The organism is Undibacterium sp. YM2, from assembly GCF_009937975.1.
Classification (GTDB): Bacteria; Pseudomonadota; Gammaproteobacteria; order Burkholderiales; family Burkholderiaceae_D; genus Undibacterium.
Genome location: NZ_AP018441.1, coordinates 5,116,314 through 5,139,946 on the forward strand (window position 1 = coordinate 5,116,314; position 23,633 = coordinate 5,139,946).

A 23,633-nucleotide genomic window follows, 5' to 3' on the forward strand; every position below is an offset into this window, starting at 1 on the left:
TTTAAAGATACACACTCAGGAGCAGGCAAATGAACGAGAATGGCACACCCCAAAATAAGTACCCTGGCAACTTCGTCGCTGACAGTACGATAGTCGATGAAATGTTTTCCGACCGCGCAGTAACCTGCCCCTGCTGCAATGGCACGATCACGCCGCAGATGCTGCAAAACCTGCTGGCCCAGGCCGGACAACTGCAACAGGGCCAGGCAGTATTCCGTCAATTGCCCAGCGGTGGCAATGGCATGATGATAGACCCACATGCCCACATGATCGCCCGCACTACCGATGATTACGAAGCCATGGCCAGGGCGGGCATAGTCGCTGTCATAGAACCGGCATTCTGGCTAGGGCAGTTGCGTACCAATGTCGGCAGTTTCATCGACTATTTTTCTACCATCACCGGCTTTGAGCGTTTTCGCGCCGGGCAGTTTGGCATACGCCATTATTGCGCGATAGGTCTCAATCCCAAAGAGGCAAATAACCCGGCACTGGCAGAAGCGGTACTCGACATCATGCCGCGTTATCTCGGCAAGGAGGGTGTGGTCGCGCTCGGTGAAATTGGCTACGACGAGCAAACCGAACTCGAAGACAAGGCCCTGCGTGCGCAGATCGCCATGGCAATAGAATTTGAACTGCCTATCATGATACACACGCCGCACCGTGACAAGAAACGCGGTACCACCCGCACCATGGATGTGCTGGAGGAATGCGGCTTTGATCCGGCACGCTGCGTCATCGATCATAACAACGAAGAAACCGTACAAGAGGTGCTGGATCGCGGTTACTGGTGCGCCTTCACGATCTATCCATCCACCAAGATGGGTAATGAAAGGCTGGCTGACATCGTCAATCAATATGGCCCTGAGCGCATCATCGTCAATTCTGCCTGCGACTGGGGCGTGTCTGACCCTCTGGCGGTACCCAAATCAGCCCGCCTGATGGCCAGCCGTGGTATTTCTGCCGAAGTCATCCACCAGGTCGTGTATGCCAATGCCCTGTCTGTCTATGGCCTGAACCAGGAGATGCAGGAAGCCCACTGGTGCCAGCCTGCGAAAATAGACCAGCGTACCCTGTATAGCGGCAATTCCGTGCTGCGTGGGCAGACGCCACGTGTGGATGAAGAAGTCTTGAATCCGGATATTATTCGCTGAGTTGGCCGGGAGCTTGTCATTTGCTGAAGTCGATTTGCCGCCAGTAAGACTGATTACTGGTTAAAATACCTGAACTTGAGACCAACCAGATGACCAGCTCCCATGTTGAAATGGCTTAAAAACACTTTTTCAAAGTCAACAGAAACTTCCCAACAACAATTTGTAGAAACCGCAGTTGAGCAACATGCTCAGGCACCTGCGCCAACATCTCCGACAGAACAGGCTGCGCCTGCTGCATCAACAGTCGTCACCATGGTTGAGGGCGACCAGAATGCGCTGATCATTGCCTACCAAAAACTGGCCCTGGACCCGGCAGAAAACCTGCCCGCCGATATCCTGGCTGACAAGTTGTATGAAAAAATGCTGTTGCCAGAAGCGGAAGCAGTGTATCGCCTGGTGTTAAAGGCCAGGCCAGAATCGCTGGAAACCTGGACCAATCTGGGCCTGACCCTGGATGGGCAGTCACGCTCTGCCGAGGCGATACCGTGTTACCAGCACGTCATTGCACAAGAGCCTGGTAATACGATTGCGCATTTCAATCTTGCCGTCAGCCTGTCATTGCTGGGAAAAAATCCTGAGGCTGAGCAGGCTTATTTGCGCGCACTGGAAATCAATCCGCAAATGACGCATGCGCATTTCAACCTCGGCATACTTTTCCAGCAGCGCGACCATTTTAGCGGGGCTATTCATCATTATGAAGAACTGCTGAAACTGGACCCACAACATTACTACGCCTATTGCAACCTCGGCATGATACTCGCCAGCCAGGGCCGCATGGCTGAGGCAGAATCCTGTTTCCAAAAGGCGATTGCTGCACAACCTGAATTGTTCAATGCAGATTTATTCCTGATCAATCTGTACCAGCAACAAGGCAGACAGACTGACGCCGAGACCCTGCTCAAGAATCTCTATCAGCGCCAGCCTGAAAATACCAATGCGCGTGACAACTTGCTGAACCTGTACATGCAACAAAAGCGTTTTGCCGATGCGGCCACTATTTATAAGCAGATGCTGAATCAGGCCCCGGCAGAGCCAGTTCATCACTACAATCTGGCAGTCGTACTAAAGGAGCAGGGCCTGGTTGATGAAGCCTTACAGCATTACCAGCAGGCAGTACAACTCAAGCCCGACTTTACCGAAGCACACTGCAATCTTGGTGTGGCCTTGCAAGAGCAAGGTAAATTGAAAGAGGCGCAAGCCAGTTACGAGCGCTGCCTGGAATGTAATCCCTGCTTCAGCATAGCCTTGAGCAATCTTGCGCACATTTACAGCGGCACTGGACAATTTGCACAGGCAGAAGCAAATTATCGCAAGGCACTGTCGCTGGAACCTGGCAATGCAGACCATCACGGCAATCTGGGAAGTTTGCTATACCAGCAGAATCGCTATGCAGAAGCTGAAGCCAGTTTCAAACAGGCACTGAAACTCAATCCCAATTCCTTCAACGCCCTGCACGATTATGGCAAGCTGCATATGCACTTCAGCCGTCAGACAGCAGCTCACCAGTGCTTTGAGCAGGCCATCAAACTCAAGCCGGATTTTGCCGATGCCTACAATAGCCTGGGTGCCCTGTTTGATGACCAAGGCATGATCCCCGAGGCAGTAAATGCCTATCGCAGCGCTCTGGAATACCGCCCGAATTTTTCTGAAGCCTATGGCAATCTGCTGTTTGCCCTGAACTACCATCCAGACCTGAGTGCAGAAGAGATTTTTGCTGCCTACCGTGAATATGAACAACGCTTTGGCGCACCACTGTATCAGTTGCAGCGACCGCACACCAATAACAAGACCGCAGACCGTCGTCTGAAGATAGGCTATGTATCACCAGATTTGCGTCGTCATCCGGTGCAGCATTTCCTTGAACCGCTGATGGCTCATCATGACAAAGACCAGTTTGAAGTTTATGCCTATTCTGAATTGCTGACTGAAGATGCAGTGTCAGAGCGCTATCGCAGCTACGCCCATCATTGGATACCTACGACACATTTAAATGATGACGCACTGGCAGACCGGATCCGTGCAGATGGCATCGATATCCTGATAGACCTGGCCGGACATACCAGCAATAACCGCCTGCGCGTATTTGCCCGTAAGCCTGCGCCGGTATCTCTTTCCTGGCTGGGCTTTGGTTACACGACTGGCTTGCAGGCCATCGATTATTTTCTGGCAGATTCATCCACCGCCCCTTACCGGACAGAGGCGCTGTTTGCCGAAAAAATCTGGCGCGTTGAAAGCCCGGTATTTGCCTACAGACCCAAGGAAGGTATGGGCGCAGTCTCCAGCCTGCCAGCCCTCAAGAATGGCTATATCACGCTGGGCACCTTAAGCCGCGCAGTACGCATCAACCATAAAGTCATACGCACCTGGGCAAAAATATTGCAGCGCCTGGAAAACGCCAGACTGGTGATAGACAGCAGTAACTTCAGTGATGCGGCCACGCGCAAGGCCATGGAAGATAAATTTGTTGCCCTGGGCATAGACAGAAGCCGCCTGCAAATTGGTGTGCATAGCCCGCCATGGGATGTACTCAGGGGCATGGATATAGGCCTGGATTGCTTTCCGCATAATTCTGGCACGACCCTTTTTGAAACCCTGTATATGGGTGTGCCCTTTGTGACCATGCAAGGCAGGCCCGGGGTGGGCGGCATAGGCGCCAGCATACTGGAAGGCATGGGGCGGCCAGAATGGATAGCCCGTACAGAAGATGAATATGTAGAAAAAGTCGTCAGCCTGGCATCGAACCCGGATTACCTGAACACCCTGCGCATGAGCCAACGCAGCCAGATGCAAAATAGCAAGCTCATGGATGAAACCGGCTTTTGCCGCAAGGTGGAAGCAGCTTACCGTTCCATGTGGCAAACCTGGTGTGAGAAATAAAACTAAGATAAAACCGAAAATAGAACTGGAAATCGAACTTAAAATAAAATTGAATACGGGGCCTAAGCCTTGATGATGAAGTCCATCGCAATATCATGTGGCTCTGAGGCAAATTCAGCCTCAGTGCAGGCATAGGCAATCCCTATCGCCACAGGACGCGGGCTGGCGGCCAGGGTACGGTCATAAAAGCCACCGCCATAACCCAGGCGATAGCCTGCTGCATTCCAGCCCAGGCAGGGGATGATCAAGACCGGCGGCTGGCTGACCAGCCTGCCATGGGCAGGAATGGCGATACCATAGCTATCGACCGCCATGACATCTCCAGCCTGCCAGTCAAGAAAACTCAAAGCCATGTCCTTGCCCGTTACCAATGGCAAGGCCAGGCGCAAGCCGTCGCCCTGTAATTCCCGGTAGTAAGTACGTAAATCCGGTTCAGCCTGTATCGGCCAATACACGCCCAGACTGGCTGGCTGGTTTTGCAGACACCATGCAAGTAATTGTCTTCCTATCTCTGCATCCAGCACCTGCTTTTGTTCTGCCGTGATCTCCTGGCGTTTTTTACGCAAGAGCTTGCGCAATTCGGGGCGACTTTGCGCTGTTTCAATGCTGAGTTTGTGTGCGCTATTCTTGGGCTGTGTCATACTGTCAGAAATGTAATCTCAAACTGTCAAAAGATGTCTGTGAAAAAAAGTTTAGCTAGTCTTGGCCTGATGATCTTAGCAGGTTTCGCAACCAGCCCCTTTGCCTATGCCGCACCAGCGAAGAAGAGCCTGATTGTCAATGATGATGACCGTTTCATGGCCCTGCGCGATGCGGCCTTCCATGATGATGCAGCCAGTGCCGAGCAATATGCGGCAACGCTGAAGAATTATGACATTCCTTCCTATATCGATTATTACCGCATACGCTCGCGTCTGGTGAAAACCAGCAATAGCGAGTTTCGTGAATTTATTAGCAAGTATGAAGGCAGCGCCATCGCCGATCGCCTGCGCAATGACTGGCTGACATTACTCGGCAGACGTGGCGAATGGGACTTGTTTGATCAGCAATATCCGCAATTTGTAGTTGCCGATGATAATCAGTTGCGCTGCTATTCCCTGTTATCGAAGGCAAACAAACAGCAAAAAGTGGCTGCAGAAGCACGCAGTTTGCTGAACAGCCCGCGCGACTATGGCGAAGGCTGTTATGCGCTGGTGACTTATCTGTCTGCTAACGGGCAATTCAACCAGTATGATTTATGGGCGCAAATGCGCATGGCGGCAGAAAACGGTGCCCTGCCCCTGGCGCAACGCATAGGCAAGTTACTGAATCTGCCAGAAAAACAAGTCGCAGAAGTCATGGACAAACCTGCCGGCCTCTTGAAAAAAGCGCCAGACGCCGGACATGCTGCCCATGAGCTTTACCTGATCGCCCTGGGACGCCTGGCAAAAACGGATCACGAGCAGGCTGCTGCTACCCTGAGCCGTCATGCAAGCCTGTTTACTGACAATGAAAAAGCCCTGGGCTGGGCGCAGATCGCCATGCAGGCCGCGCAAAAACTGGAACCGGAAGCATTAGGCTATTGGCAAAAAAGCGATAACGCCCCGCTGACGCTGGAAGCCTATCAATGGCGCACCCGTACCGCCCTGCGCGAAGGCGATTGGAAGCTGGTGAAATCCAGCATCACGGCCATGCCTGCCAGCCTCAAGAGTGAACCAACCTGGGTCTATTGGTATGGCCGCGCCCTGAAGGCAGAAGGCAAAAATGAAGAAGCACGCCAACAGTTTGCCAGCATCGCTGATCAATTGCATTTCTACGGCCAGCTTGCGCTCGAAGAGCAGGGGCAGAAAATCGGTTTGCCCGCCACCGTCAAGCCTGTAACACCAGAAGAACTGGCACCGATGGAAAAAAATCCCAACCTGCAAAGGGCGTTAAGGTTCTATGCCATGAATTTGCGCTTTGAAGGCACGCGTGAATGGAATTGGGAATTGCGCAAGATGAACGAACGCCAGCATCTGGCGGCGGCTGAACTGGCAAGACAAAACAATTTGCTAGACCGCATGGTGAATACTTCGGACCGCACTAAGGGAGAGTTGGATTTCAGCCAGCGCTACCCAACGCCGTTCAATGACAGCATGTACAAGACTACCCAGGCACTGGGCATGGATATGGCCTGGGTGTATGGCTTGATACGCCAGGAATCACGTTTCATCATGAATGCCAAGTCACATGTGGGTGCCTCTGGCCTCATGCAACTGATGCCAGCAACTGCTCGCTACGTTGCCAAGAAAATTGGCCTCGGCAATTTTGTACCTGCCCAGGTCAATGATGTGGAAACCAATATCGCCCTCGGCACAAATTACCTGAACATGGTCCTGACTGATCTCGGTGGTTCGCAAGCGCTGGCATCGGCCGCCTATAACGCTGGCCCTGGCCGCCCGCGTGCCTGGCGCTCCAAGCTGACCCGCCCGGTGGAAGGGGCGATCTTTGCCGAGACCATACCGTTTAATGAAACCCGTGGCTATGTCAAGAATGTCTTGTCGAATGCAACTTACTATGCCGCCCTGTTCGAGAAAAAACCGCAATCACTGAAGACACGCCTGGGCGTCGTCGTGCCTAAGGGCATGACTGCTGGCGACCCTGATCTTCCTTAATTTTCAAGTGTAAACATCATGCAAGATACAGAAATGCAACCCGCCCTGGCCGCCTTGCTGGACCAGCACCGTGCCGGTTTGCGACTGGTGATAGGCAATAAAAATTATTCCTCCTGGTCCATGCGTCCCTGGGTGTTGATGAAGGCCTTTGGCATTCCGTTTGAAGAAATACGCGTCATACTGAACCAGCCTGATACCACCAACCGCATCGCCGAATATTCAGCCGCTGGCCGTGTGCCAGTCTTGCTGGCAGGTGAGATCACGATCTGGGATTCTCTGGCAATTTGCGAATACCTGGCCGAGCAATTCTCCATACTTAATCTATGGCCGGAAGATGTCGCAGCAAGAGCGACCGCCCGCAGCATCTGCGCCGAAATGCATTCCGGTTTTTCTTCGCTGCGCTTTGACATGCCCATGAATATCCGTGCCGACCTGTTTGGCAAGGGCCGTACCATAGGTTCGCAAGCTGACATAGGCCGCATCTGCGAAATCTGGGAAGATTGCCTGGCTCTGTACGGTGCGCATGAATTTCTGTTCGGCGCATTCTCTATTGCTGACGCCTATTATGCACCGGTCGTCATGCGCTTCCGCACCTATGGCGTGTCGCTGGCCCCTGCCCTGCAAGCCTATGCCGATCGCGTCATCGCCCATCCGGCGGTTGCCCTGTGGGTCAGGGAAGCCTTGATGGAAACCGAAAACATGCCTGGCCATGACAATCGCCATGGCGATTAAGCCGTAGCTGCATGAAGACATCGGTGAAGACATAGATGAAAACATACATTGTAGGCGGCGCCGTGCGCGATGCCCTGCTCGGCTTCCCGGTGCAAGACCGTGATTTTGTCGTCGTAGGTGCCACTCCTGAAGACATGCTGGCCCAGGGTTACCTGCCGGTAGGCAAGGACTTTCCGGTATTCCTGCATCCCAAAACCCATGAAGAATATGCACTGGCCCGTACGGAGCGCAAAACGGCTGCAGGTTACAAGGGCTTTGTATTTCATACCGATGCAGAAGTCACGCTGGAACAAGACCTGATACGCCGCGACCTCAGCATCAATGCGATGGCGCAGGATGATGAAGGCAATATCATCGACCCTTATGGCGGCTTGCAAGATATCAAGAACCGCGTATTCCGCCATGTATCGATGGCTTTTTGCGAAGACCCGGTACGCATACTTCGCCTGGCCCGCTTTGCTGCCCGCTTTGCCATACCGCCCCAGGATTTCAGCGTCGCAGAAGAAACCACAGCATTGATGCAAAGCATGGTCGCTGCTGGTGAGGTCGATGCGCTGGTGGCAGAACGGGTATGGCAGGAAATTTCACGTGGCCTGATGGAAGCCCGTCCTTCACGCATGTTCGACGTCTTGCGCAGTTGCGGCGCACTGCAGCGTTTGTTGCCAGAAATTGATGCCTTGCCAGATGCGCAAATGCAGCACCTCATGCATTTGCTGGATGCCAGTGCCCAGGCAAATTTGGCCCTGCATCTGCGCTATGCCGTGCTCTTGCATGATTTGCCAGGCAAGCTCATTGATGGCATCTGCCAGCGCCTCAAAGTCCCGACAGAATGCCGTGACCTCGCCATCATGCTGGCACGTGAACATTTATGCATCAAGGATGCAGCTGGCCTGTCTGCGGCAGATACCGTCGATTTATTCGGACGCTGCGATGCCTACCGCAAACCCCAGCGCTTCCTCGAACTATTGCATGCAGCAGCCTGCCTGTATGCCCGGCCGGAACAACCATATGCACCACTAGCCAGCCTGAGCAAGTCGCTGGAGGCAGTACAACAAGTCAATGGCGGCGAGATTGCCAGTTTGCATACCAATAACCCGGCGCAAATTCCTGTCGCTATACGGGCGGCCAGGATAGCGGTGCTGGAAGCCATGCATAAATAGCATGAAAAGCCAGGTCAGGTTCCGGTTTCAATCAGGTTTCATTCCGGCTCCACTTAACGGAATAGAAGGTTTATTCTCAAAAACCGGGCTTTTCTGGAATAATCAGGGCAGATCATCTACAATGCATTGTGCAGTGCACAAAAGCTACCCATAAGGAGCTGATATGAATGCGTCTGATATGTTTCCTGAAGATCCCAAACACTTGCTCGACTCCTCCAACAAGCCCTCCAAGCCCACTATTTTTGTCAAGGAATTGTCAGAAAAAGACCGGCACCGCATCATGAAACACTTTCTTGGCCTTGAAGAAAGTGACCGTCTGCTACGCTTTGGTACTTACCTGCCCGATGCGATGGTAGAAAAATATGTTGAAGGCATAGACTTTTCCCGCGACAAGGTATTTGGCGTCATCAGTCACAGCTTCAATATAGTGGGAGTTGGCCATCTCGCCTATGCTCCCCGCAGTGAAGACGATGAGCACAGCAACAAGGACAAGGTCGCAGAATTTGGCGTCTCCGTCTCAGGTAATGCACGCGGCAAGGGCATAGGCTCCAAGCTGTTTGAACGCGGTGCCATTCACTGCCGCAATGACGACGTTGATACCCTGTACATGCATTGCCTGTCGTCGAACCAGACCATGATACACATCGCCAAGAAGGCGGGCATGGAAATCCACCGCGCCTATGGCGAAGCCGACGCCTACCTCAAGCTCATGCCAGCCGACGCAGCCAGCATGCTCAGAGAAGCCATGCAGGAACAGGTCGCTGCGATAGATTACAGCATCAAGGCGAATACCCGTGCTGCGGCAAAATGGCTGAGGCATTTGCCGGGGATACGGGATAAATCGAAGTAAGCTTTCAAACTGGGTTGCAGAACGTAAGACCTCTCAACACAGAGACACAGAGTCACAGAGAAATTCAGGAGAAAAGCAAAATTTGATTTCTCTGTGCATCAATTGTCGAGTAACTAATATCAAAAAAATCTGAGTGCAAGTCGCATTGACGTTGCTTTTGACTTTTGCCGTTCCCATGTGCCGGCGCCGTTTGTGCTGTACAGAAAATGGAAAAAGAAGGACCGCTGTTTGAGGTGAAGCAGGGATTTCGTGGTGCATGTACCACGCCTGCGTAACGGCAATCGCTTGCAAGCGATTGTGCGCCCTGCAAGGGTAGCGAGTTTCGGGCCTTCCCATTTTTTGTACTGCACAAACGGGAACCCCCTTCAGGGGGCGACGACGCCTGGGTCGCCTTTCTTTGAATTCTTTCTTTAGCGACGCAAAGAAAGAATTTCGGCTGCCGGGCCGAGACCCGGCTTGTATCCACGAAGGGCAATCGCTTTAATCAAAGTACGGCAATGCAACGAACGCCGCTGGAGCGCCAGCCCGGTAGCCTACTGCCTGCTAAGCAGCGACGATTTGAAGGCTAACTATATTAAGGATGTCGCTGCAATCACACTCATCCAAACACCTAGCCCTTATACCCCAACCACCACCGGCAATGCCGTCGTATCCTTAATCTGCTGCAAAGCAAAGCTGGACTTTACATCCAGCACAGCAGGATGACGTAACAGCGTCTCCATCATGAAACGCGAAAAGTGGTTCATGTCTTCCACATGCACACGCAAGAGATAGTCCATTTCCCCGGTCATCGCATAACAGGCCACCACTTCTGGCCACTGTCCTACTGAGGCCGAGAAGTCATCGCGCGGTGAGCGTGAAGCACCCTTGCCGGGGGCATCACTATGTTTCTCAAGACGCACATTGACATAGGCGAGCAGACCCAGGCCTATCTTGGCGGGTTCCAGCAAGGCTACATATTTGCGGATGACACCGCTGTCTTCGAGGCGCTTGATGCGGCGCAGGCAGGGCGAGGGCGAGAGATTGACGCGTTCGGCCACTTCCTGATTGGTCAGCCTGCCATCGGCCTGCAAAATCGCCAGGATCTTGCGGTCTATCTTATCCAATTCAACTTCAAGCATAATCTGCCTCACATCAAATAAATTAAGCAATATTATTGCTCAGATCAATCAAGTATTGGGTTATTTTGCAATTATATGGCGCGTTTCGCAGACTATACTGAGAACTTGAGCTATATCAAAACCAGCCGTAAAAGCGGTGGATATAGCAAACACTGATGATCACACTGAGGAGACAGGCATGACTTTCCAAACTTGGGAAAACCCTATGGGTACCGATGGCTTTGAGTTTATCGAGTACGCAGCACCCGATCCAAAAGCACTCGGCGAATTATTCGTCACCATGGGTTTTACCGCGATAGCCAAGCATCGCACCAAGGATGTAACCCTGTTCCGTCAAGGCGATGTGAATTTCATCATCAATGCAGAACCTGATTCTTTCGCACAAAAATTTGCCCGCAAACATGGCCAGTCTGTTTGCGCATTCGCTTTCCGCGTCAAGGATGCCAATGCTGCCTACAAGCGTGCACTGGAGCTGGGTGCCTGGGGTTTTGACAATAAAACCGGCCCTATGGAACTCAACATCCCTGCCATCAAAGGCATAGGCGATTCCCTGATTTATTTTGTTGACCGCTGGCATGGCAAAGATGGCGCGCAAGCAGGTGCCATCGGCAATATCAGTATCTATGATGCTGACTTTGTAGCTATCCCTGGTGTGGATTCCAACCCGGTTGGCAAGGGCCTGACTTATATCGACCACCTGACCCACAATGTACACCGTGGCCGCATGAAGGAATGGGCAGATTTCTATGAAACCCTGTTCAACTTCCGTGAAATCCGTTACTTCGATATCGCTGGCAAACACACAGGCCTGAAGTCGAAAGCCATGACTTCTCCTTGCGGCAAAATCCGTATCCCTATCAATGAATCTTCGGATGACAAATCCCAGATCGCTGAGTACCTGGACCTCTACCACGGCGAAGGCGTGCAGCATATCGCCATGGGCACGGACAATATTTATGACACAGTTGGCGGCATGAAAGCCAATGGCGTCGTATTTCAGGACACTATAGAAACTTATTACGACCTGGTAGACCGTCGCCTGCCTGGCCACGGTGAAAACCTGGAAGAATTGCGTAAGCTACGCATTCTGATTGATGGCAAGAGCACAGAAACATCACGTGAATTGCTGTTGCAGATTTTCACGACGACAGTTATCGGCCCTATCTTCTTTGAAATCATACAGCGCAAGGGCGACCAGGGTTTTGGCGAAGGTAATTTCCGCGCACTGTTTGAATCTATTGAGCTCGATCAGATCCGTCGTGGCGTCATCAAAGACGAAACCGTTGCGTGATTTTTGTCAATAGCTAATGGAGATATGAAAGAGGCTGGTTATCATCTTGATGCTGGCCTTTTTCACTGAAAAAATATGGATACTATCGCTACTCCCGCTACTGCTGACACGACCGTCAGCAACGACGATTTTCTGGCCACCGTTGCCGAAAAATCCAATGGTGCAGCCCTGCGTGGCAATTATGAAAAAGCCGATGATCATTATGTCGTAGCACAAGACTGGGCTGCCTATACAGAAGAAGAACACGCACTTTGGCGCAAGCTTTATCAGCGCCAGATGGAACTCTTGCCTGGCCGCGCCTGCGACGAGTTCATAGAAGCACTGCACAAGATGGATGCCTCGAGTGGCATACCAAAATTTGAGCGCACTTCAGAGGAATTGTTTGCCGCTACTGGCTGGCGCATTGTGGCCGTGCCCGGGTTGATTCCTGAGCTGACTTTCTTCGAGCACCTGGCTAACCGCCGCTTTCCCATCACGGTATGGTTGCGCAAGCCTGAAGAGTTCAATTACATTGTCGAACCTGACGTCTTCCACGACTATTTCGGCCATGTACCACTGCTGTTCAATCCGGTCTTTGCTGACTATATGCAGCTGTATGGCAAGGGTGGTTTGAAGGCGATGAAACTCGGTGGTCTGGACTTCCTGGCCCGCCTTTACTGGTACACAGTGGAGTTTGGCCTGATCAAGACGGACAAGGGTTTGCGCATCTATGGCGCGGGCATCCTGTCATCAGGCGGTGAAGTCGAATACTGCCTGAAACCAGGTACGCCTTCACGCCATATCCATCTTGACATAGAACGCTGCCTGCAAACCCTGTACAAGATAGACAGCTTCCAGGAAACTTATTTTGTCATCGACAATTTCCAGCAATTGTTTGATGGCACGGCACCGGATTTCACACCTTATTATGAGCGCCTGAAACAGCTTGATGCCTTGCCAGCCAATACCCTGTTGCCAGGTGAAGTGGAATTGCTGCCGTAAGTCTGCCTTGAAAATGAAAAAATGAAATGGGAGCATCAGGCGATGCTCCCATTTTTATTTTTGCGCCGTGATGATGTTCGATACCCGGGTCCACACCTGGGTACGGCCATTTTCTGGCTTGTCCTTGTAGGCCGTGACTTCCAGCTCAGTCGGGCTCAGCATGCGCATCTGGCAAGCATAGGTCTGGCCATCGGCGCGGTTAAAAATCTTGCCTGACCAGGTGTCGGCATTGCCTGGTGTAAAACCTTCCATGATGGTCTTGCCCAATACCTGTGCTGCGGATGCAGGCGTTGCGGCACTACCCATCGCAGTCATGTTGCTCAAATTCGCCGTATCATTGACCTTGCTGACTTTGCCGCACAAAGCATCGCCGCAATTGCTGATTTGCACTTCCAGGCTACCGCTCTGGGTCAGCCAGGTACCGGCGACTGCGCCAGCCTTGCTACTGGCAAGATGCTGGGCCTGAATTTCAGCTTCCACAGGTGCCAGGTAGTAATCAGACAAACCAGCCTGCTGCGCCTGCGCAGACCAGGCAGTCATCAATAAAGTGGCGAAAGTGCTGATAACGATCATTTGCTTTTTCATGTCAGTTCTCCTTGAGTTGTCGAGGTGATGAAGTCATCACGGCCATGTCATTAGACAAGCGCAAGGTATCTGGCAGATGTCAGGAAATGCCATATTTGCATCTACATATGTTTCTACAGCGCCCAGATACACTGGGATACAAAAGATTTTGCCTCTGTCACGATTTAGGCTATAAAGCCCTATGAGCGTAGCGAATAGATGAGCACAAAGCCCGACACATGGAAAACACAGAATCCCCGGATCACATCCTCATCGTTGATGATGATGCAGAAATACGCGAACTGACTGCACTGTACCTGCGCAAGAATGGCAACAAGGTCAGTACGGCTGCGGGTGGCAAACAAATGCGCGCCTTGCTGGAAGGCAGTGCCATCGACCTCATCGTGCTAGATATCATGATGCCGGGCGAAGATGGTTTGAGCCTGTGCCGTGAATTACGCTCCGGCCCGCACAAAGTCATTCCCCTGTTTTTTCTGACGGCACGCGCTGAAGAAACTGACCGCATCGTCGGCCTGGAAATGGGTGCCGACGATTATCTGACCAAGCCTTTCGCCGCACGGGAATTGCTGGCACGCATCAAGGCGGTCTTGCGCCGTACACGCATGCTCCCGCCTAAATTGCGCGAACAAAAACCACCTGCGATGCTGCAATTTGGTGATTGGCAACTTGATACCCTGGCGCGCCATCTGCTCGATAAAGATGGTGTCATGGTCACACTCAGCGGGGCCGAATACCGTTTGCTGCAAGTCTTTGTCGAGCACCCGCAGCGCGTGCTGAACCGTGACCAGTTACTGAACCTGACGCAGGGTCGTGATGCCGACCTGTTCGAACGCTCGATAGATTTGCTGGTCAGCCGCCTGCGCCAGCATTTGCGTGATGATGCGCGCGAGCCACGCTATATCAAAACCGTGCGCAGTGAAGGTTATGTATTTTGTGCTCAGGTCACAGCACCCGAGGAGGTCTGATGCACATCATAGAAAGCCCGCACTGGCCGCACACCCTGTTTGGCCGCCTGTGCCTGATCTTGCTCAGCGCGCTGCTGATGGCCTATGCGCTGTCGTTTGCCTCGTCGCAATGGGACAAAATGCAGGTCAGAAAAAATCATATGGTTTACTCAGTTGGCAAGGATGTCGCCAATGCGATTTCATTTCTTGACCGGCTGCCAGTCAATGAACGTCAGGGCTGGTTGGATAAACTTGCCCGCAACAACTATGAATATACTTTGCAGGCCGCCCCCGCTGATGCCAAGGACAACATCGACCTGGACATTGCCAACGAGGCGATAGAGGCTATCAAAAATAATCTGGAGCATCCGGCAAAAATCAGGATCAGCGTACGTACTGAAAACGATAAAAAAATCCTGCAGTTGCATCTGGCCCTGAGCGATGGCGCGCCGCTCGCCGTGCGCCTGGCTGCAACGCCATACACCATACAATGGAACATGTTCTCGCTACTCTGCGTACAGCTTGCCATCATCATGTTGGCAACCTGGCTGGCCGTCAGGACGGCGACGCGCCCACTGGCCATGCTGGCCGACGCTGCCGATGCGATGGTCAAGCCAGGCGCCAGACCACAGTTCCCTGCCCGCGCGCCACGGGAAGTATTCCGTGCAGCGACTGCCTTCCAGAATATGCAGGAACGTATAGACACTTACCTGGCCGAACGCATGCAAATCCTGGCCTCCATCACCCACGACCTGCAAACCCCCATCACCCGCCTGCGCCTGCGTACCGAACTCATGGAAGACGATACCCATAGGGACAAAATGCAGGCAGACCTGCACGCCATGCAAAAACTGGTGGAACAGGGTCTGGCCTATGCCAAGGTGCAAAATCAACTGCAAGCCGACCAGGAAGCCACCAGCAAGATCAATCTCGACGCTTTGGCTGGCAGCCTGGCACAGGACTATTGCGACACCGGCCAGCAGGTCAGCCTTCACGGCCATACCCACCAGACTCTGCAAACCCGCCCCCTGGCCCTGTCCCGCCTGCTCGGCAACCTCATCGACAATGCCCTGAAGTTTGGTGGTGAAGTAGAACTTATTTTAAGTAGCGATACACAGCACGCAATCATCACGGTACAGGACAGAGGCCCAGGCATCCCGGAAGAACAATGGGAAGCCGTCATGCAACCCTTTGTGCGGCTAGAATCTTCCCGTAACCGAGAGACTGGCGGCGCAGGTCTTGGACTGGCGATAGTGGCACAACTGGCGCTGCAATTACATGCACAAATACAGTTTGCCAATCGTGAAGGTGGCGGCTTGGCGGTGAGTGTCAGATTGCCTTTGCAGACTGCGGTGGGGTAGGTTTAATCGGTGAGTAGTTGATCGTGAAGAATGTGAGTGGCGGTCATGGTGACCTTGCTGTTGAATTTGACTTTGCTGTTGAATTTGACTTTGCTGTTGAATTTGACTTTGCAGTTGCTTTTGACTTTTGCCGTTCCCATGTGTAGCCGCCATTTGTGCAGTACAGAAAATGGATCAAGAAGAGCCGCTGTCTGAGCGTAGCGAGTTTCGGATCTTCCCATTTTTTGTACTGCACAAATGGGAACCCCGAAGGGGCGGCTACGCCTGGGTCGCCTTTCTTTGAATTCTTTCTTTGGCGACGCAAAGAAAGAATTTCGGCTGCCGGGCCGAGACCCGGCTTGTTTCTACGAAGGGCTATTGTTTTAGGCAAAGTAAGCATCTAACAAGCGACACGGCATACTAAGAACGCCGCTGGACTCCGGCCAAAAGCATGCTGGAATGACGTTAACTATATTAGAGTCAATTTGAAAGTCTAGCAGCTAGGTAAGTATGAGAAAGTCATCAAGCCCATCCGCATTAAATCGCAGACTTCGCTCACACCCTCCAATACTCCCCCTCCGCCCTCTCCATCAATCCATTCATAATAAACTCCCGCCGCAAGGTCGCAAAGTCAGAATGAAACTGCAGCAAGAAGCTATTGATATCAGCCTCCACATACCGCCGCTCAAACTGTAATTGCTCCACCAGCCAGCGCAAGATCACCAGTCGCTTTTTACGCTGCTCAGGAATACTCACCAGCCGTCCATCCTTGACGAAAGACTTCATCACCCGCTCAGCCTCGACTTCAGTGGATTGCAAATCCAGCATGATCTGAGAGGCATCCCAGTTCGCCTTGAAACGTTCAGTCCGGCTGGATTGCAGACGTTGCTGCGCCAGATTTAGCCAGCTCGCGCTGCCGTAACCCTGCACCAGATCACGCCCGATAACGTCCCAATATTCAGCAGCAGCACTGACACCCAATGCCTGCAAATAATCACTGGTGACGACGAGGTATTGCTTGCGGTAAGGCAGCAAATAGCCAGCTTCATTCGCCTGCAATTGCGCCTGTGCTTCGGCATAGCTGGCATACCAGTGATTGATAAAGACCGACACTTCAGGACCATGCCAGAAGTCACCCATGTCTTCACCAGGTTTGGCTTCGCCACCGAGGACGATGCGGGCATGTTCCCAGTTCTGGAAACCGACATCAGCTGCTGCCAGATTCATGCAGTGTTTGAGTTGCCAGCTCCCGGGGATTTCCCACTGGCGCTGGCGGCTTAAGATCAGGGCGCGTTTGCTGGCTGCGGTATTGCGCGTCTCCAGCAGTTTTTGCAATAAACGGGCGCGTGTTTTGATTTCTGTAGTAAGTGCGTTCATGCTGCAGCTCCAGTCAATATGGGCTGTTGTGTGATGAACAATGGTGGGCAGTACGACGATAACATGATGAACTCCAGTTCGCTTATCGACGACCCGCTGACGTCAAACGAAACATGGCAATTATCACATTAGTATGGATGTGCATTTGCAGGGTGAGAGCCTCTTTTGCGGGCAGGCGCCCCTTAGCACCTGTGCCGCGATTGTAGGCGCGCTTCCGGATTTCGTCAACCATGCAACTAATGCAAGGCTGGCAAACTGGCGAGGGACGCACCCAGGACAATCAGGACAGCGCCGATGAAACGATTCAATATCACTTGCTGCCTGAGCATACCTGCACGCAGGCGATGATCTGAAAAGAACAGGGCAACCAGGCTGAACCATATCCAGTGCGCGGCAGACATGAACAAGCCATAGCCAAATTGTGCCAGCAGGCTGGTATCAACTTGCACGACCTGGGTATAAGTGCTCAGGACAAATAAAGTGGTTTTGGGATTAAAGGCATTGGTCATGAAACCTGCACGCAAGGCCGCCAGATTATTTAATGACTGCCCCTCTCCAGCTTCTGTACTGACGACAGCACGGGCAAAAAAAGTCTGGTAACCGATATAAATCAAATAAATCGCACCGATGATCTTGATGGCGAAATACAGGCTGGGAGATTTGGCAATCAACAGCCCCACACCCAACATGGTGTACATCACATGCACTTGCACACCCAGTGATATGCCGCCAGCAGCCAGCAGGCCCGCACGGCGGCCATACAGATAACTGTTTCTGGTGACCATGGCAAAGTCAGCCCCAGGACTGATGACAGCCAGAATGGTGATGATGGCGACGGCAATGAGTTCTGTCATTTTTTTCCTCAGCATAAGAAATATTTAATTGTGATTAAACATCACACATATGTGTATTCTGAAGCCCAGCATTAATTATAAAAATCGATGTATACTCAGTTATATCATTGAGAAAATCTCACATATGTCCAGACACCTGCCATCCCTGAATGCGATACGCGTATTTGAAGCCGCCGCCCGCCATTTGAGCCTGGTGAAGGCTGCGGAAGAATTACATGTGACTCACGGTGCAGTCAGCCGCCAGATCAAGCAACTGGAAGAAAACCTGGGCCTGGAATTGTTCGAACGCCGCAACCGCGCCATCTTTTTGACACGCGCCGGGCTGAGCCTGCAAGGCACTTGCACTGACATCATGCGACAACTGGAAGCAGGCTTGCGCCAACTCAGGCAGACCGATGATCAGCCACTGGTCGTCTCTTGCGAACCAACGATAGCCATGCGCTGGCTGATCCCGCGCCTGGGTAAATTCAGGCAGCTACACCCTGAGCTGGAGATTCATTTATTCGCTGCTGGCGGTCCTGTCGATTTGCGGCACGGGCATATAGACCTGGCTTTGCGGCGCAATGATTTTGTCTGGGATGCAAACTACCATGCAGCCAAAGTCGCCCGTGAATTGATCGCCCCGGTCTGCACATCAGGCCTGCTGAAACAGGGCAAACTGCAACTGAATCAGCAATGCCTGCTGCACACAGCAAGCCGCCCCGATGCATGGCCGCAATGGCAAAAGCTCAGCAGACAAACTGCACGTAGTAAAAGCCGGGCGACCTACGAACATTTTTACCTGAGCCTGCAGGCAGCTTGCGCTGGCCTGGGTGTCGTCATGGCATCGGCCTATATGGTGGAAGATGAAATCCGCAGCGGGCAACTCATCGCACCCCATGCTTTCATGGAAGACGGCACTGACTACGTCTTGCTGTCAGCCCTGCCCTTTGATGAAGACCCGCGCCGTCGGGCGTTTCTGGGATGGTTGCAGCAAGAACTGGAAGTGACGGCGCAGGCTGTCACTGGCGCGTTCAGTAAAATGCAGTAAATGTATTAGGACTTATGCAAAATTGGCTTTGACGATTTTTGCTTCGGCCATGCACAGAGCACAATGAACACAATAAATACAGCGAACCTCAACCCGTCATTCCCGCATGCTTTTAGCGGGAATCCATCGTTGATCAGCTACCCAGGCATTAAGGCCGATGGGGCCGATCAGGCATGGATACCCGCCTGCGCTCATTGCTGTCCGGAATAATTATCTTGACTTGTTCTGAAATCAATATATAGCCGACGTCCTGGCATTTTTTTCTGTGTCGGAGACTTGATTTTGCATTTGAATATCTTCTGCCAGCGGTCATGCTCAAAGCTCCTTCCCCTTCAAGGGGAAGGCTGGGATGGGGATGGGTTTCTGACGCAAATTCATTTACCGTTATTCGACCGAAACCCATCCCCACCCTATCCCTCCCCTTGAAAGGGAGGGGATCTGCGCGTCAGTTTTTGTCAAGCACATTATTCCGGACAGCAGTGCGCCTGCGCGAGTATGACGAATTGGGAAGTACGGTAGGCTGCAAGCCTGGGGCGGTTTTGCGTAAGTCCTACGTATCAATAAACGCTGGGCTCACCAGGAGGGCGTGTTTTGAAACGTTTATGCGCCCAGAAGTATTCGGCTGGCGCTTTCAGAATCTCCTGCTCGATGAAGGCATTCATATAGCGCGTAGCCGCGACGATATCGTCGCCCGGATAATTTTGCCAGGGCTCGTGGAAAGTCACTTTCCACCCCTTGTAGTCAGGCAAAATAGTGGCGATGACAGGGATGACCTTGGCGCCGGTGGTTGCGGCAATTCTCGGCACTGCTGTCAGGGTCGCTGCAGGCACGCCAAAGAAAGGCACGAACTCAGAATCCTTGGCACCAAAGTCCATGTCCGGCAGCATGAAAAAAGGCAGGCCTTCACGCATCGCCCGTATGATGGGCTTGACACCCTCGGCCCGGGAAAACAGCTTGACCGGGCGGAAACGTGAACGCCCCTTGCGCAAGGCGGCGTCAAATACCTTGCTGCGCTGGCGGGTATAAATCGAACACAGGTTAGACTCCAGCAAGACGGCCACCCCAGCCACATCAAGGCTCACAAAATGCGGGCACATCAGGATCGTCGCGCCATCGCTCATTGCCGCCACGGGCACCGCAGGGTCTAGCTGTATCAGGCGTCTCAGGCGGGCTTCTGAAGCCCACCATAGTATGCCGCGCTCAAGCACGCTGCGCGCATAAACCTGGAAATGGCGTTTGGCGATAGCTTGCCGCTCCGTCTCACTCAAATGTGGCAGGCACAATGAGAGATTCGTGAGCGTGATATGCCTGCGTTTGCGTATCAGCATAAATAATATGCTGCCTACCCCCTCACCAAGACGCCCAAGGACTGATAAGGGTAACCAGTGCAAAATCCACATCAGGACCAGCACCGCCCTCATGCGAGCTCCCTGTCTGCGCTGGCTTCGGGGCCATCGACGCCTTCTGGCTTTTTGTAACGGTTATAACTCCAGAAATATTGTGCGGGGGACAAGGCAATCAGTTTTTCCATGCCACGGTTAATGGCTGTTGCCTGTGCCACCGGGTCTGTACCCAGCTCCTCTTCAAAAGGTACGAAGCGGATCACATAGCCGCGACCGCCGGGCAGGCGTTCAGCAAAAGTCAGGATAATCGGTGCGTCTGTCATGCCGTGCAATTTGGCAGACAGGGTCATGGTGTAGGCACGCTTGCCAAAGAATTTGGCCCAGACGCCCTCACCCTCTTGCGGCACCTGGTCGGGCAGCAAGCCTATGGCCTCACCTTTTTTAAGGGCCTTGGCCATGATACGGACACCGGAAAAGTTCGCTGGTGCCAGCAGGAGATTGTCACGTGCACGCGCCCCTTCTATCAGCGGTTTCAAAGCCGCCTTGCGTGGCGGACGGTATAAGACGGTCAGACGGGTGCGTACGGCGATGCTTTGGGCGACGATTTCAAAACAACCCAGATGTGGTGTTAAAAATATCACACCTTTTTTGGCGTCCAGTGCGGCCTGCACCAGTTCCCAGTTCTCTATCGTCGCCGTCTTCAATACCCTCTCAGGCTTGGCGCACCAGATAAAGGGCAGCTCCAGGATATTCTTGCCAGCCTCGCGTACGGCCTCATGCAGATGACCAGGGAAACCAGCGCGGCGGATATTCTGCTTCAGGCGGCGACGGTAGGAGCCAGACAGCAAATAGACGACCCATCCCAGCACAGCCCCGGAAAAATGCAAGACCGACAATGGAAAGATGGAAAGGAAACGAAACAAAGTGACAAGCATGACGCCGCTCAAGTATCAGTATAATAATAAGGGTATATTCGACAGACTATGCAGAACGAGCGTAAAATATCACATATTGGCTAGCTCTGACCTGCTTTAGGGCAGGATAAACACAGAAGACCAGCCACCGCCGAGTTAATGACAACTTGCGAGGCGGTTAATAAAATTCGCTAAAGCGTCGCAGGACTCTTCCGACTGCGGCATAATTTTTACGGTCAATTTTTATAGGAGCCTGCGATGGCTAATGATTTTCTCTTCACCTCTGAATCGGTATCCGAAGGACACCCGGACAAAGTCGCCGATCAGATTTCCGATGCGATTCTGGATGCGATCTTTGAACAGGACCCACGTTCCCGCGTTGCTGCCGAAACCCTGACCAATACCGGCCTGGTAGTGCTGGCAGGTGAAATCACCACGAATGCCCACGTAGATTACATACAGGTGGCGCGCGACACCATCAAGCGCATTGGCTACGACAATACTGAATATGGTATAGACCATAAAGGTTGCGCAGTTCTGGTTGCCTACGACAAGCAATCCAATGATATCGCCCAGGGCGTAGATCAGGCGTCTGACGATCACCTCAACACCGGTGCCGGTGACCAGGGCCTGATGTTTGGTTATGCCTGCGATGAAACACCAGAACTGATGCCTGCGCCAATTTACTACGCGCATCGTCTGGTAGAACGCCAGGCACAATTGCGCAAGGACGGCCGCCTGCCTTTCCTGCGCCCTGATGCCAAGAGCCAGGTCACCATGCGTTATGTTGATGGCAAACCGCACAGTATTGATACTGTCGTGCTTTCTACCCAGCATCACCCTGACCAAAGCGAAACCTCAACCAAGATGAAGCAGTCTTTCATTGATGCTGTCATTGAAGAAATCATCAAACCAGTCTTGCCTAAAGAATGGTTGCTGGACACCAAATTCCTCATCAACCCGACTGGCCGTTTCGTTATCGGCGGCCCGCAAGGTGATTGCGGCCTGACAGGTCGCAAGATCATTGTTGATACCTACGGCGGTGCCTGCCCTCATGGCGGCGGTGCTTTCTCCGGTAAAGATCCTACCAAGGTAGACCGTTCTGCTGCCTATGCTGCCCGTTATGTCGCCAAAAATATCGTCGCTGCCGGCATCGCCCGTCAATGCCAGATACAGGTAGCTTATGCGATTGGTGTAGCACGCCCTATGAACGTGACTGTGTATACTGAAGGTACAGGCGTCATCTCCGACGAAAAAATTGCAGCACTGGTCAATGAACATTTTGACCTGCGTCCAAAAGGCATTATCCAGATGCTTGATTTGCTGCGCCCTATCTATTCCAAGACAGCCGCTTACGGCCACTTTGGTCGTGAAGAGCCAGAATTCACCTGGGAACGTACCGACAAGGCAGCAATTCTGCGTGCCGCTGCCGGGCTGTAATTTGTCTTAGTTGTTTTAAGTAATAGGTAGCACTGGGAGTAGAAGCGAGAATGCCGGTCAGTTTTATGAGAAGTAAGTTCTGCGCATCTCGCTGCAAAAAACTCGGTGCCTTGTTTGCGGTGGCTGGCCTGCTGGTCATGCCACCTGCAGGCAGCCTGTTTGCCGCACCAACACCATCCGCACCAGCTCCTGCCAAGCCCAAACCCGTCACCGACTGGTGTACACCCCTGGTAGAGCGTCTGCCCAAGGTCAGCCTGACTGACTGCAAGAACAGCAAACTCAGCCCTACGGGTGCAAACTCGCTCAACGGTTTCCCGGTACTATTCCGCGATATCAAGGCAGATGCCAAACATCCGCAAGCCATACGCGTACTGCTGCTGGGTGGTATCCATGGTGATGAACAGACTGCATCCTCCATCGTGTTCAAATGGATGGACACTATGCAAAAAAGCCCGCTGGAATTCAACTGGCGTATAGCACCGATAGTCAATCCTGACGGTTTGCTGGCCCCCAAACCACGCCGCGTCAATGCCCGTGGCATAGACCTGAACCGCAACTTCCCCACGCCCAACTGGCAAAAAGAAGCACCAAGTTACTGGGCCCGCGTGACGCGCAGCGACCCGCGCCGCTATCCAGGCAAGGCACCGATCTCTGAACCGGAAAGCCGCTGGGTGTATGAAACCATAGAAAAGTACAAGCCTGACGTCATCATCTCCGTCCACGCCCCTTTTGGCGTACTCGACTTTGACGGCCCGACCACGCCACCGGACCGCTTTGGCCGCCTGATCTATAACCGTGTTGGTGTCTATCCTGGCTCACTGGGTAATTACAGCGGCCTGCACAAGGACATCCCGGTGGTCACCATAGAACTGCCAAATGCCACGCAAATGCCACCAGATGCAGAAGTACAGCGCATCTGGCAAGACATGCAAACGTGGATACGGCAGAACGTGGCGACACCGTTGAAGACGGCGCGCAATCCCTGAATTGACATACTCCTGCTAAAAACC

At 52.7% G+C, this 23,633-nt stretch carries 20 protein-coding genes; 13 read left to right on the forward strand and 7 right to left on the reverse strand.

Annotation, left to right across the window (positions count from 1 at the left end; genetic code table 11):
* Positions 1-29 precede the first annotated feature (29 nt).
* Together UNDYM_RS23445 and UNDYM_RS23450 are read left to right on the forward strand one after the other, a co-directional pair.
* Positions 30-1,151: a TatD family hydrolase gene (locus UNDYM_RS23445; RefSeq protein ID WP_232063576.1), complete on the forward strand. Its 1,122-nt coding sequence runs from the start codon at positions 30-32 to the stop codon at positions 1,149-1,151.
* A 102-nt stretch (positions 1,152-1,253) separates the two neighbouring features.
* A complete protein-coding gene (locus tag UNDYM_RS23450; RefSeq protein ID WP_162043276.1) occupies positions 1,254-4,028 on the forward strand; it encodes a tetratricopeptide repeat protein in 2,775 nt (924 codons plus the stop codon).
* Between the two features lie 62 nt (positions 4,029-4,090).
* On the opposite strand, the gene UNDYM_RS23455 is transcribed toward UNDYM_RS23450, so the two are convergent.
* Positions 4,091-4,669, reverse strand: coding sequence for a 5-formyltetrahydrofolate cyclo-ligase (locus UNDYM_RS23455; protein WP_162043277.1), 579 nt, complete (start codon positions 4,667-4,669; stop codon positions 4,091-4,093).
* Positions 4,670-4,702: 33 nt separating this feature from the next.
* Between UNDYM_RS23455 and UNDYM_RS23460 the strand changes: the two genes are divergently transcribed.
* The 4 genes from UNDYM_RS23460 (at position 4,703) to UNDYM_RS23475 (ending at position 9,403) form a co-directional block, all read left to right on the forward strand.
* Entirely contained in the window at positions 4,703-6,661 is a 1,959-nt protein-coding gene (locus UNDYM_RS23460; RefSeq protein WP_162043278.1) for a lytic transglycosylase domain-containing protein, read from the forward strand.
* 18 nt (positions 6,662-6,679) lie between these two features.
* Complete coding sequence (locus UNDYM_RS23465) at positions 6,680-7,393, forward strand: glutathione S-transferase family protein (RefSeq protein WP_162043279.1); 714 nt, start codon at positions 6,680-6,682, stop codon at positions 7,391-7,393.
* 35 nt (positions 7,394-7,428) lie between these two features.
* The gene (gene cca / locus UNDYM_RS23470) at positions 7,429-8,553 is read left to right on the forward strand and encodes a multifunctional CCA tRNA nucleotidyl transferase/2'3'-cyclic phosphodiesterase/2'nucleotidase/phosphatase (RefSeq protein ID WP_162043280.1); all 1,125 of its coding nucleotides are present in this window, start codon (positions 7,429-7,431) and stop codon (positions 8,551-8,553) included.
* A 163-nt stretch (positions 8,554-8,716) separates the two neighbouring features.
* Entirely contained in the window at positions 8,717-9,403 is a 687-nt protein-coding gene (locus UNDYM_RS23475; protein ID WP_370529371.1) for an N-acetyltransferase family protein, read from the forward strand.
* Between the two features lie 617 nt (positions 9,404-10,020).
* On the opposite strand, the gene UNDYM_RS23480 is transcribed toward UNDYM_RS23475, so the two are convergent.
* Positions 10,021-10,524, reverse strand: a complete 504-nt coding sequence (locus UNDYM_RS23480; RefSeq protein WP_110256008.1) for an Lrp/AsnC family transcriptional regulator — start codon at positions 10,522-10,524, stop codon at positions 10,021-10,023.
* 178 nt (positions 10,525-10,702) lie between these two features.
* Between UNDYM_RS23480 and hppD the strand changes: the two genes are divergently transcribed.
* A complete protein-coding gene (gene hppD, locus UNDYM_RS23485; RefSeq protein ID WP_162043281.1) occupies positions 10,703-11,815 on the forward strand; it encodes a 4-hydroxyphenylpyruvate dioxygenase in 1,113 nt (370 codons plus the stop codon).
* A 75-nt stretch (positions 11,816-11,890) separates the two neighbouring features.
* Complete coding sequence (gene phhA / locus UNDYM_RS23490) at positions 11,891-12,796, forward strand: phenylalanine 4-monooxygenase (protein WP_162043282.1); 906 nt, start codon at positions 11,891-11,893, stop codon at positions 12,794-12,796.
* Between the two features lie 54 nt (positions 12,797-12,850).
* Here phhA and UNDYM_RS23495 read toward each other — a convergent pair whose 3' ends face one another.
* A complete protein-coding gene (locus UNDYM_RS23495) occupies positions 12,851-13,381 on the reverse strand; it encodes a DUF2147 domain-containing protein (protein WP_162043283.1) in 531 nt (176 codons plus the stop codon).
* A gap of 218 nt (positions 13,382-13,599) precedes the next feature.
* Between UNDYM_RS23495 and UNDYM_RS23500 the strand changes: the two genes are divergently transcribed.
* Both UNDYM_RS23500 and UNDYM_RS23505 read left to right on the forward strand, forming a co-directional pair.
* A complete protein-coding gene (locus tag UNDYM_RS23500) occupies positions 13,600-14,346 on the forward strand; it encodes a response regulator (RefSeq protein ID WP_162043284.1) in 747 nt (248 codons plus the stop codon).
* A complete protein-coding gene (locus UNDYM_RS23505) occupies positions 14,346-15,686 on the forward strand; it encodes a HAMP domain-containing sensor histidine kinase (protein WP_162043285.1) in 1,341 nt (446 codons plus the stop codon). The genes UNDYM_RS23500 and UNDYM_RS23505 overlap by 1 nt, the downstream gene beginning before the upstream one ends.
* Before the next feature lie 534 nt (positions 15,687-16,220).
* On the opposite strand, the gene UNDYM_RS30355 is transcribed toward UNDYM_RS23505, so the two are convergent.
* Together UNDYM_RS30355 and UNDYM_RS23515 are read right to left on the reverse strand one after the other, a co-directional pair.
* A complete protein-coding gene (locus UNDYM_RS30355; RefSeq protein ID WP_197740950.1) occupies positions 16,221-17,042 on the reverse strand; it encodes a DUF2087 domain-containing protein in 822 nt (273 codons plus the stop codon).
* Positions 17,043-17,278: 236 nt separating this feature from the next.
* A complete protein-coding gene (locus tag UNDYM_RS23515; protein ID WP_162043286.1) occupies positions 17,279-17,896 on the reverse strand; it encodes a LysE family translocator in 618 nt (205 codons plus the stop codon).
* Positions 17,897-18,020: 124 nt separating this feature from the next.
* Here UNDYM_RS23515 and UNDYM_RS23520 point away from each other — a divergent pair, with 124 nt between their 5' ends.
* Positions 18,021-18,926 carry a LysR substrate-binding domain-containing protein gene (locus UNDYM_RS23520; RefSeq protein ID WP_197740951.1) on the forward strand — a complete coding sequence of 302 codons (906 nt, stop codon included), beginning with the start codon at positions 18,021-18,023 and terminating at the stop codon, positions 18,924-18,926.
* A gap of 557 nt (positions 18,927-19,483) precedes the next feature.
* On the opposite strand, the gene UNDYM_RS23525 is transcribed toward UNDYM_RS23520, so the two are convergent.
* Together UNDYM_RS23525 and UNDYM_RS23530 are read right to left on the reverse strand one after the other, a co-directional pair.
* Complete coding sequence (locus UNDYM_RS23525) at positions 19,484-20,347, reverse strand: lipid A biosynthesis acyltransferase (protein WP_162043287.1); 864 nt, start codon at positions 20,345-20,347, stop codon at positions 19,484-19,486.
* The gene (locus UNDYM_RS23530) at positions 20,344-21,204 is read right to left on the reverse strand and encodes a lysophospholipid acyltransferase family protein (protein WP_162043288.1); all 861 of its coding nucleotides are present in this window, start codon (positions 21,202-21,204) and stop codon (positions 20,344-20,346) included. Before UNDYM_RS23530 ends, UNDYM_RS23525 begins: the two co-directional genes overlap by 4 nt.
* 237 nt (positions 21,205-21,441) lie before the next feature.
* Here UNDYM_RS23530 and metK point away from each other — a divergent pair, with 237 nt between their 5' ends.
* Together metK and UNDYM_RS23540 are read left to right on the forward strand one after the other, a co-directional pair.
* On the forward strand, positions 21,442-22,623 hold the full coding sequence (gene metK, locus UNDYM_RS23535; protein WP_162043289.1) for a methionine adenosyltransferase: 1,182 nt from the start codon (positions 21,442-21,444) through the stop codon (positions 22,621-22,623).
* A 65-nt stretch (positions 22,624-22,688) separates the two neighbouring features.
* Entirely contained in the window at positions 22,689-23,609 is a 921-nt protein-coding gene (locus UNDYM_RS23540) for a M14 family zinc carboxypeptidase (RefSeq protein ID WP_232063577.1), read from the forward strand.
* Positions 23,610-23,633 lie beyond the last annotated feature (24 nt).

Coding starts and splice junctions, on each gene's coding strand:
- UNDYM_RS23445 (WP_232063576.1), top strand. CDS start 30: ATGAACGAGAATGGCACACCCCAAAATAAGTACCCTGGCAACTTCGTC.
- UNDYM_RS23450 (WP_162043276.1), top strand. CDS start 1,254: ATGTTGAAATGGCTTAAAAACACTTTTTCAAAGTCAACAGAAACTTCC.
- UNDYM_RS23455 (WP_162043277.1), bottom strand. CDS start 4,669: ATGACACAGCCCAAGAATAGCGCACACAAACTCAGCATTGAAACAGCG.
- UNDYM_RS23460 (WP_162043278.1), top strand. CDS start 4,703: ATGTCTGTGAAAAAAAGTTTAGCTAGTCTTGGCCTGATGATCTTAGCA.
- UNDYM_RS23465 (WP_162043279.1), top strand. CDS start 6,680: ATGCAAGATACAGAAATGCAACCCGCCCTGGCCGCCTTGCTGGACCAG.
- cca (WP_162043280.1), top strand. CDS start 7,429: ATGAAAACATACATTGTAGGCGGCGCCGTGCGCGATGCCCTGCTCGGC.
- UNDYM_RS23475 (WP_370529371.1), top strand. CDS start 8,717: ATGAATGCGTCTGATATGTTTCCTGAAGATCCCAAACACTTGCTCGAC.
- UNDYM_RS23480 (WP_110256008.1), bottom strand. CDS start 10,524: ATGCTTGAAGTTGAATTGGATAAGATAGACCGCAAGATCCTGGCGATT.
- hppD (WP_162043281.1), top strand. CDS start 10,703: ATGACTTTCCAAACTTGGGAAAACCCTATGGGTACCGATGGCTTTGAG.
- phhA (WP_162043282.1), top strand. CDS start 11,891: ATGGATACTATCGCTACTCCCGCTACTGCTGACACGACCGTCAGCAAC.
- UNDYM_RS23495 (WP_162043283.1), bottom strand. CDS start 13,381: ATGAAAAAGCAAATGATCGTTATCAGCACTTTCGCCACTTTATTGATG.
- UNDYM_RS23500 (WP_162043284.1), top strand. CDS start 13,600: ATGGAAAACACAGAATCCCCGGATCACATCCTCATCGTTGATGATGAT.
- UNDYM_RS23505 (WP_162043285.1), top strand. CDS start 14,346: ATGCACATCATAGAAAGCCCGCACTGGCCGCACACCCTGTTTGGCCGC.
- UNDYM_RS30355 (WP_197740950.1), bottom strand. CDS start 17,042: ATGAACGCACTTACTACAGAAATCAAAACACGCGCCCGTTTATTGCAA.
- UNDYM_RS23515 (WP_162043286.1), bottom strand. CDS start 17,896: ATGACAGAACTCATTGCCGTCGCCATCATCACCATTCTGGCTGTCATC.
- UNDYM_RS23520 (WP_197740951.1), top strand. CDS start 18,021: ATGTCCAGACACCTGCCATCCCTGAATGCGATACGCGTATTTGAAGCC.
- UNDYM_RS23525 (WP_162043287.1), bottom strand. CDS start 20,347: ATGAGGGCGGTGCTGGTCCTGATGTGGATTTTGCACTGGTTACCCTTA.
- UNDYM_RS23530 (WP_162043288.1), bottom strand. CDS start 21,204: ATGCTTGTCACTTTGTTTCGTTTCCTTTCCATCTTTCCATTGTCGGTC.
- metK (WP_162043289.1), top strand. CDS start 21,442: ATGGCTAATGATTTTCTCTTCACCTCTGAATCGGTATCCGAAGGACAC.
- UNDYM_RS23540 (WP_232063577.1), top strand. CDS start 22,689: ATGAGAAGTAAGTTCTGCGCATCTCGCTGCAAAAAACTCGGTGCCTTG.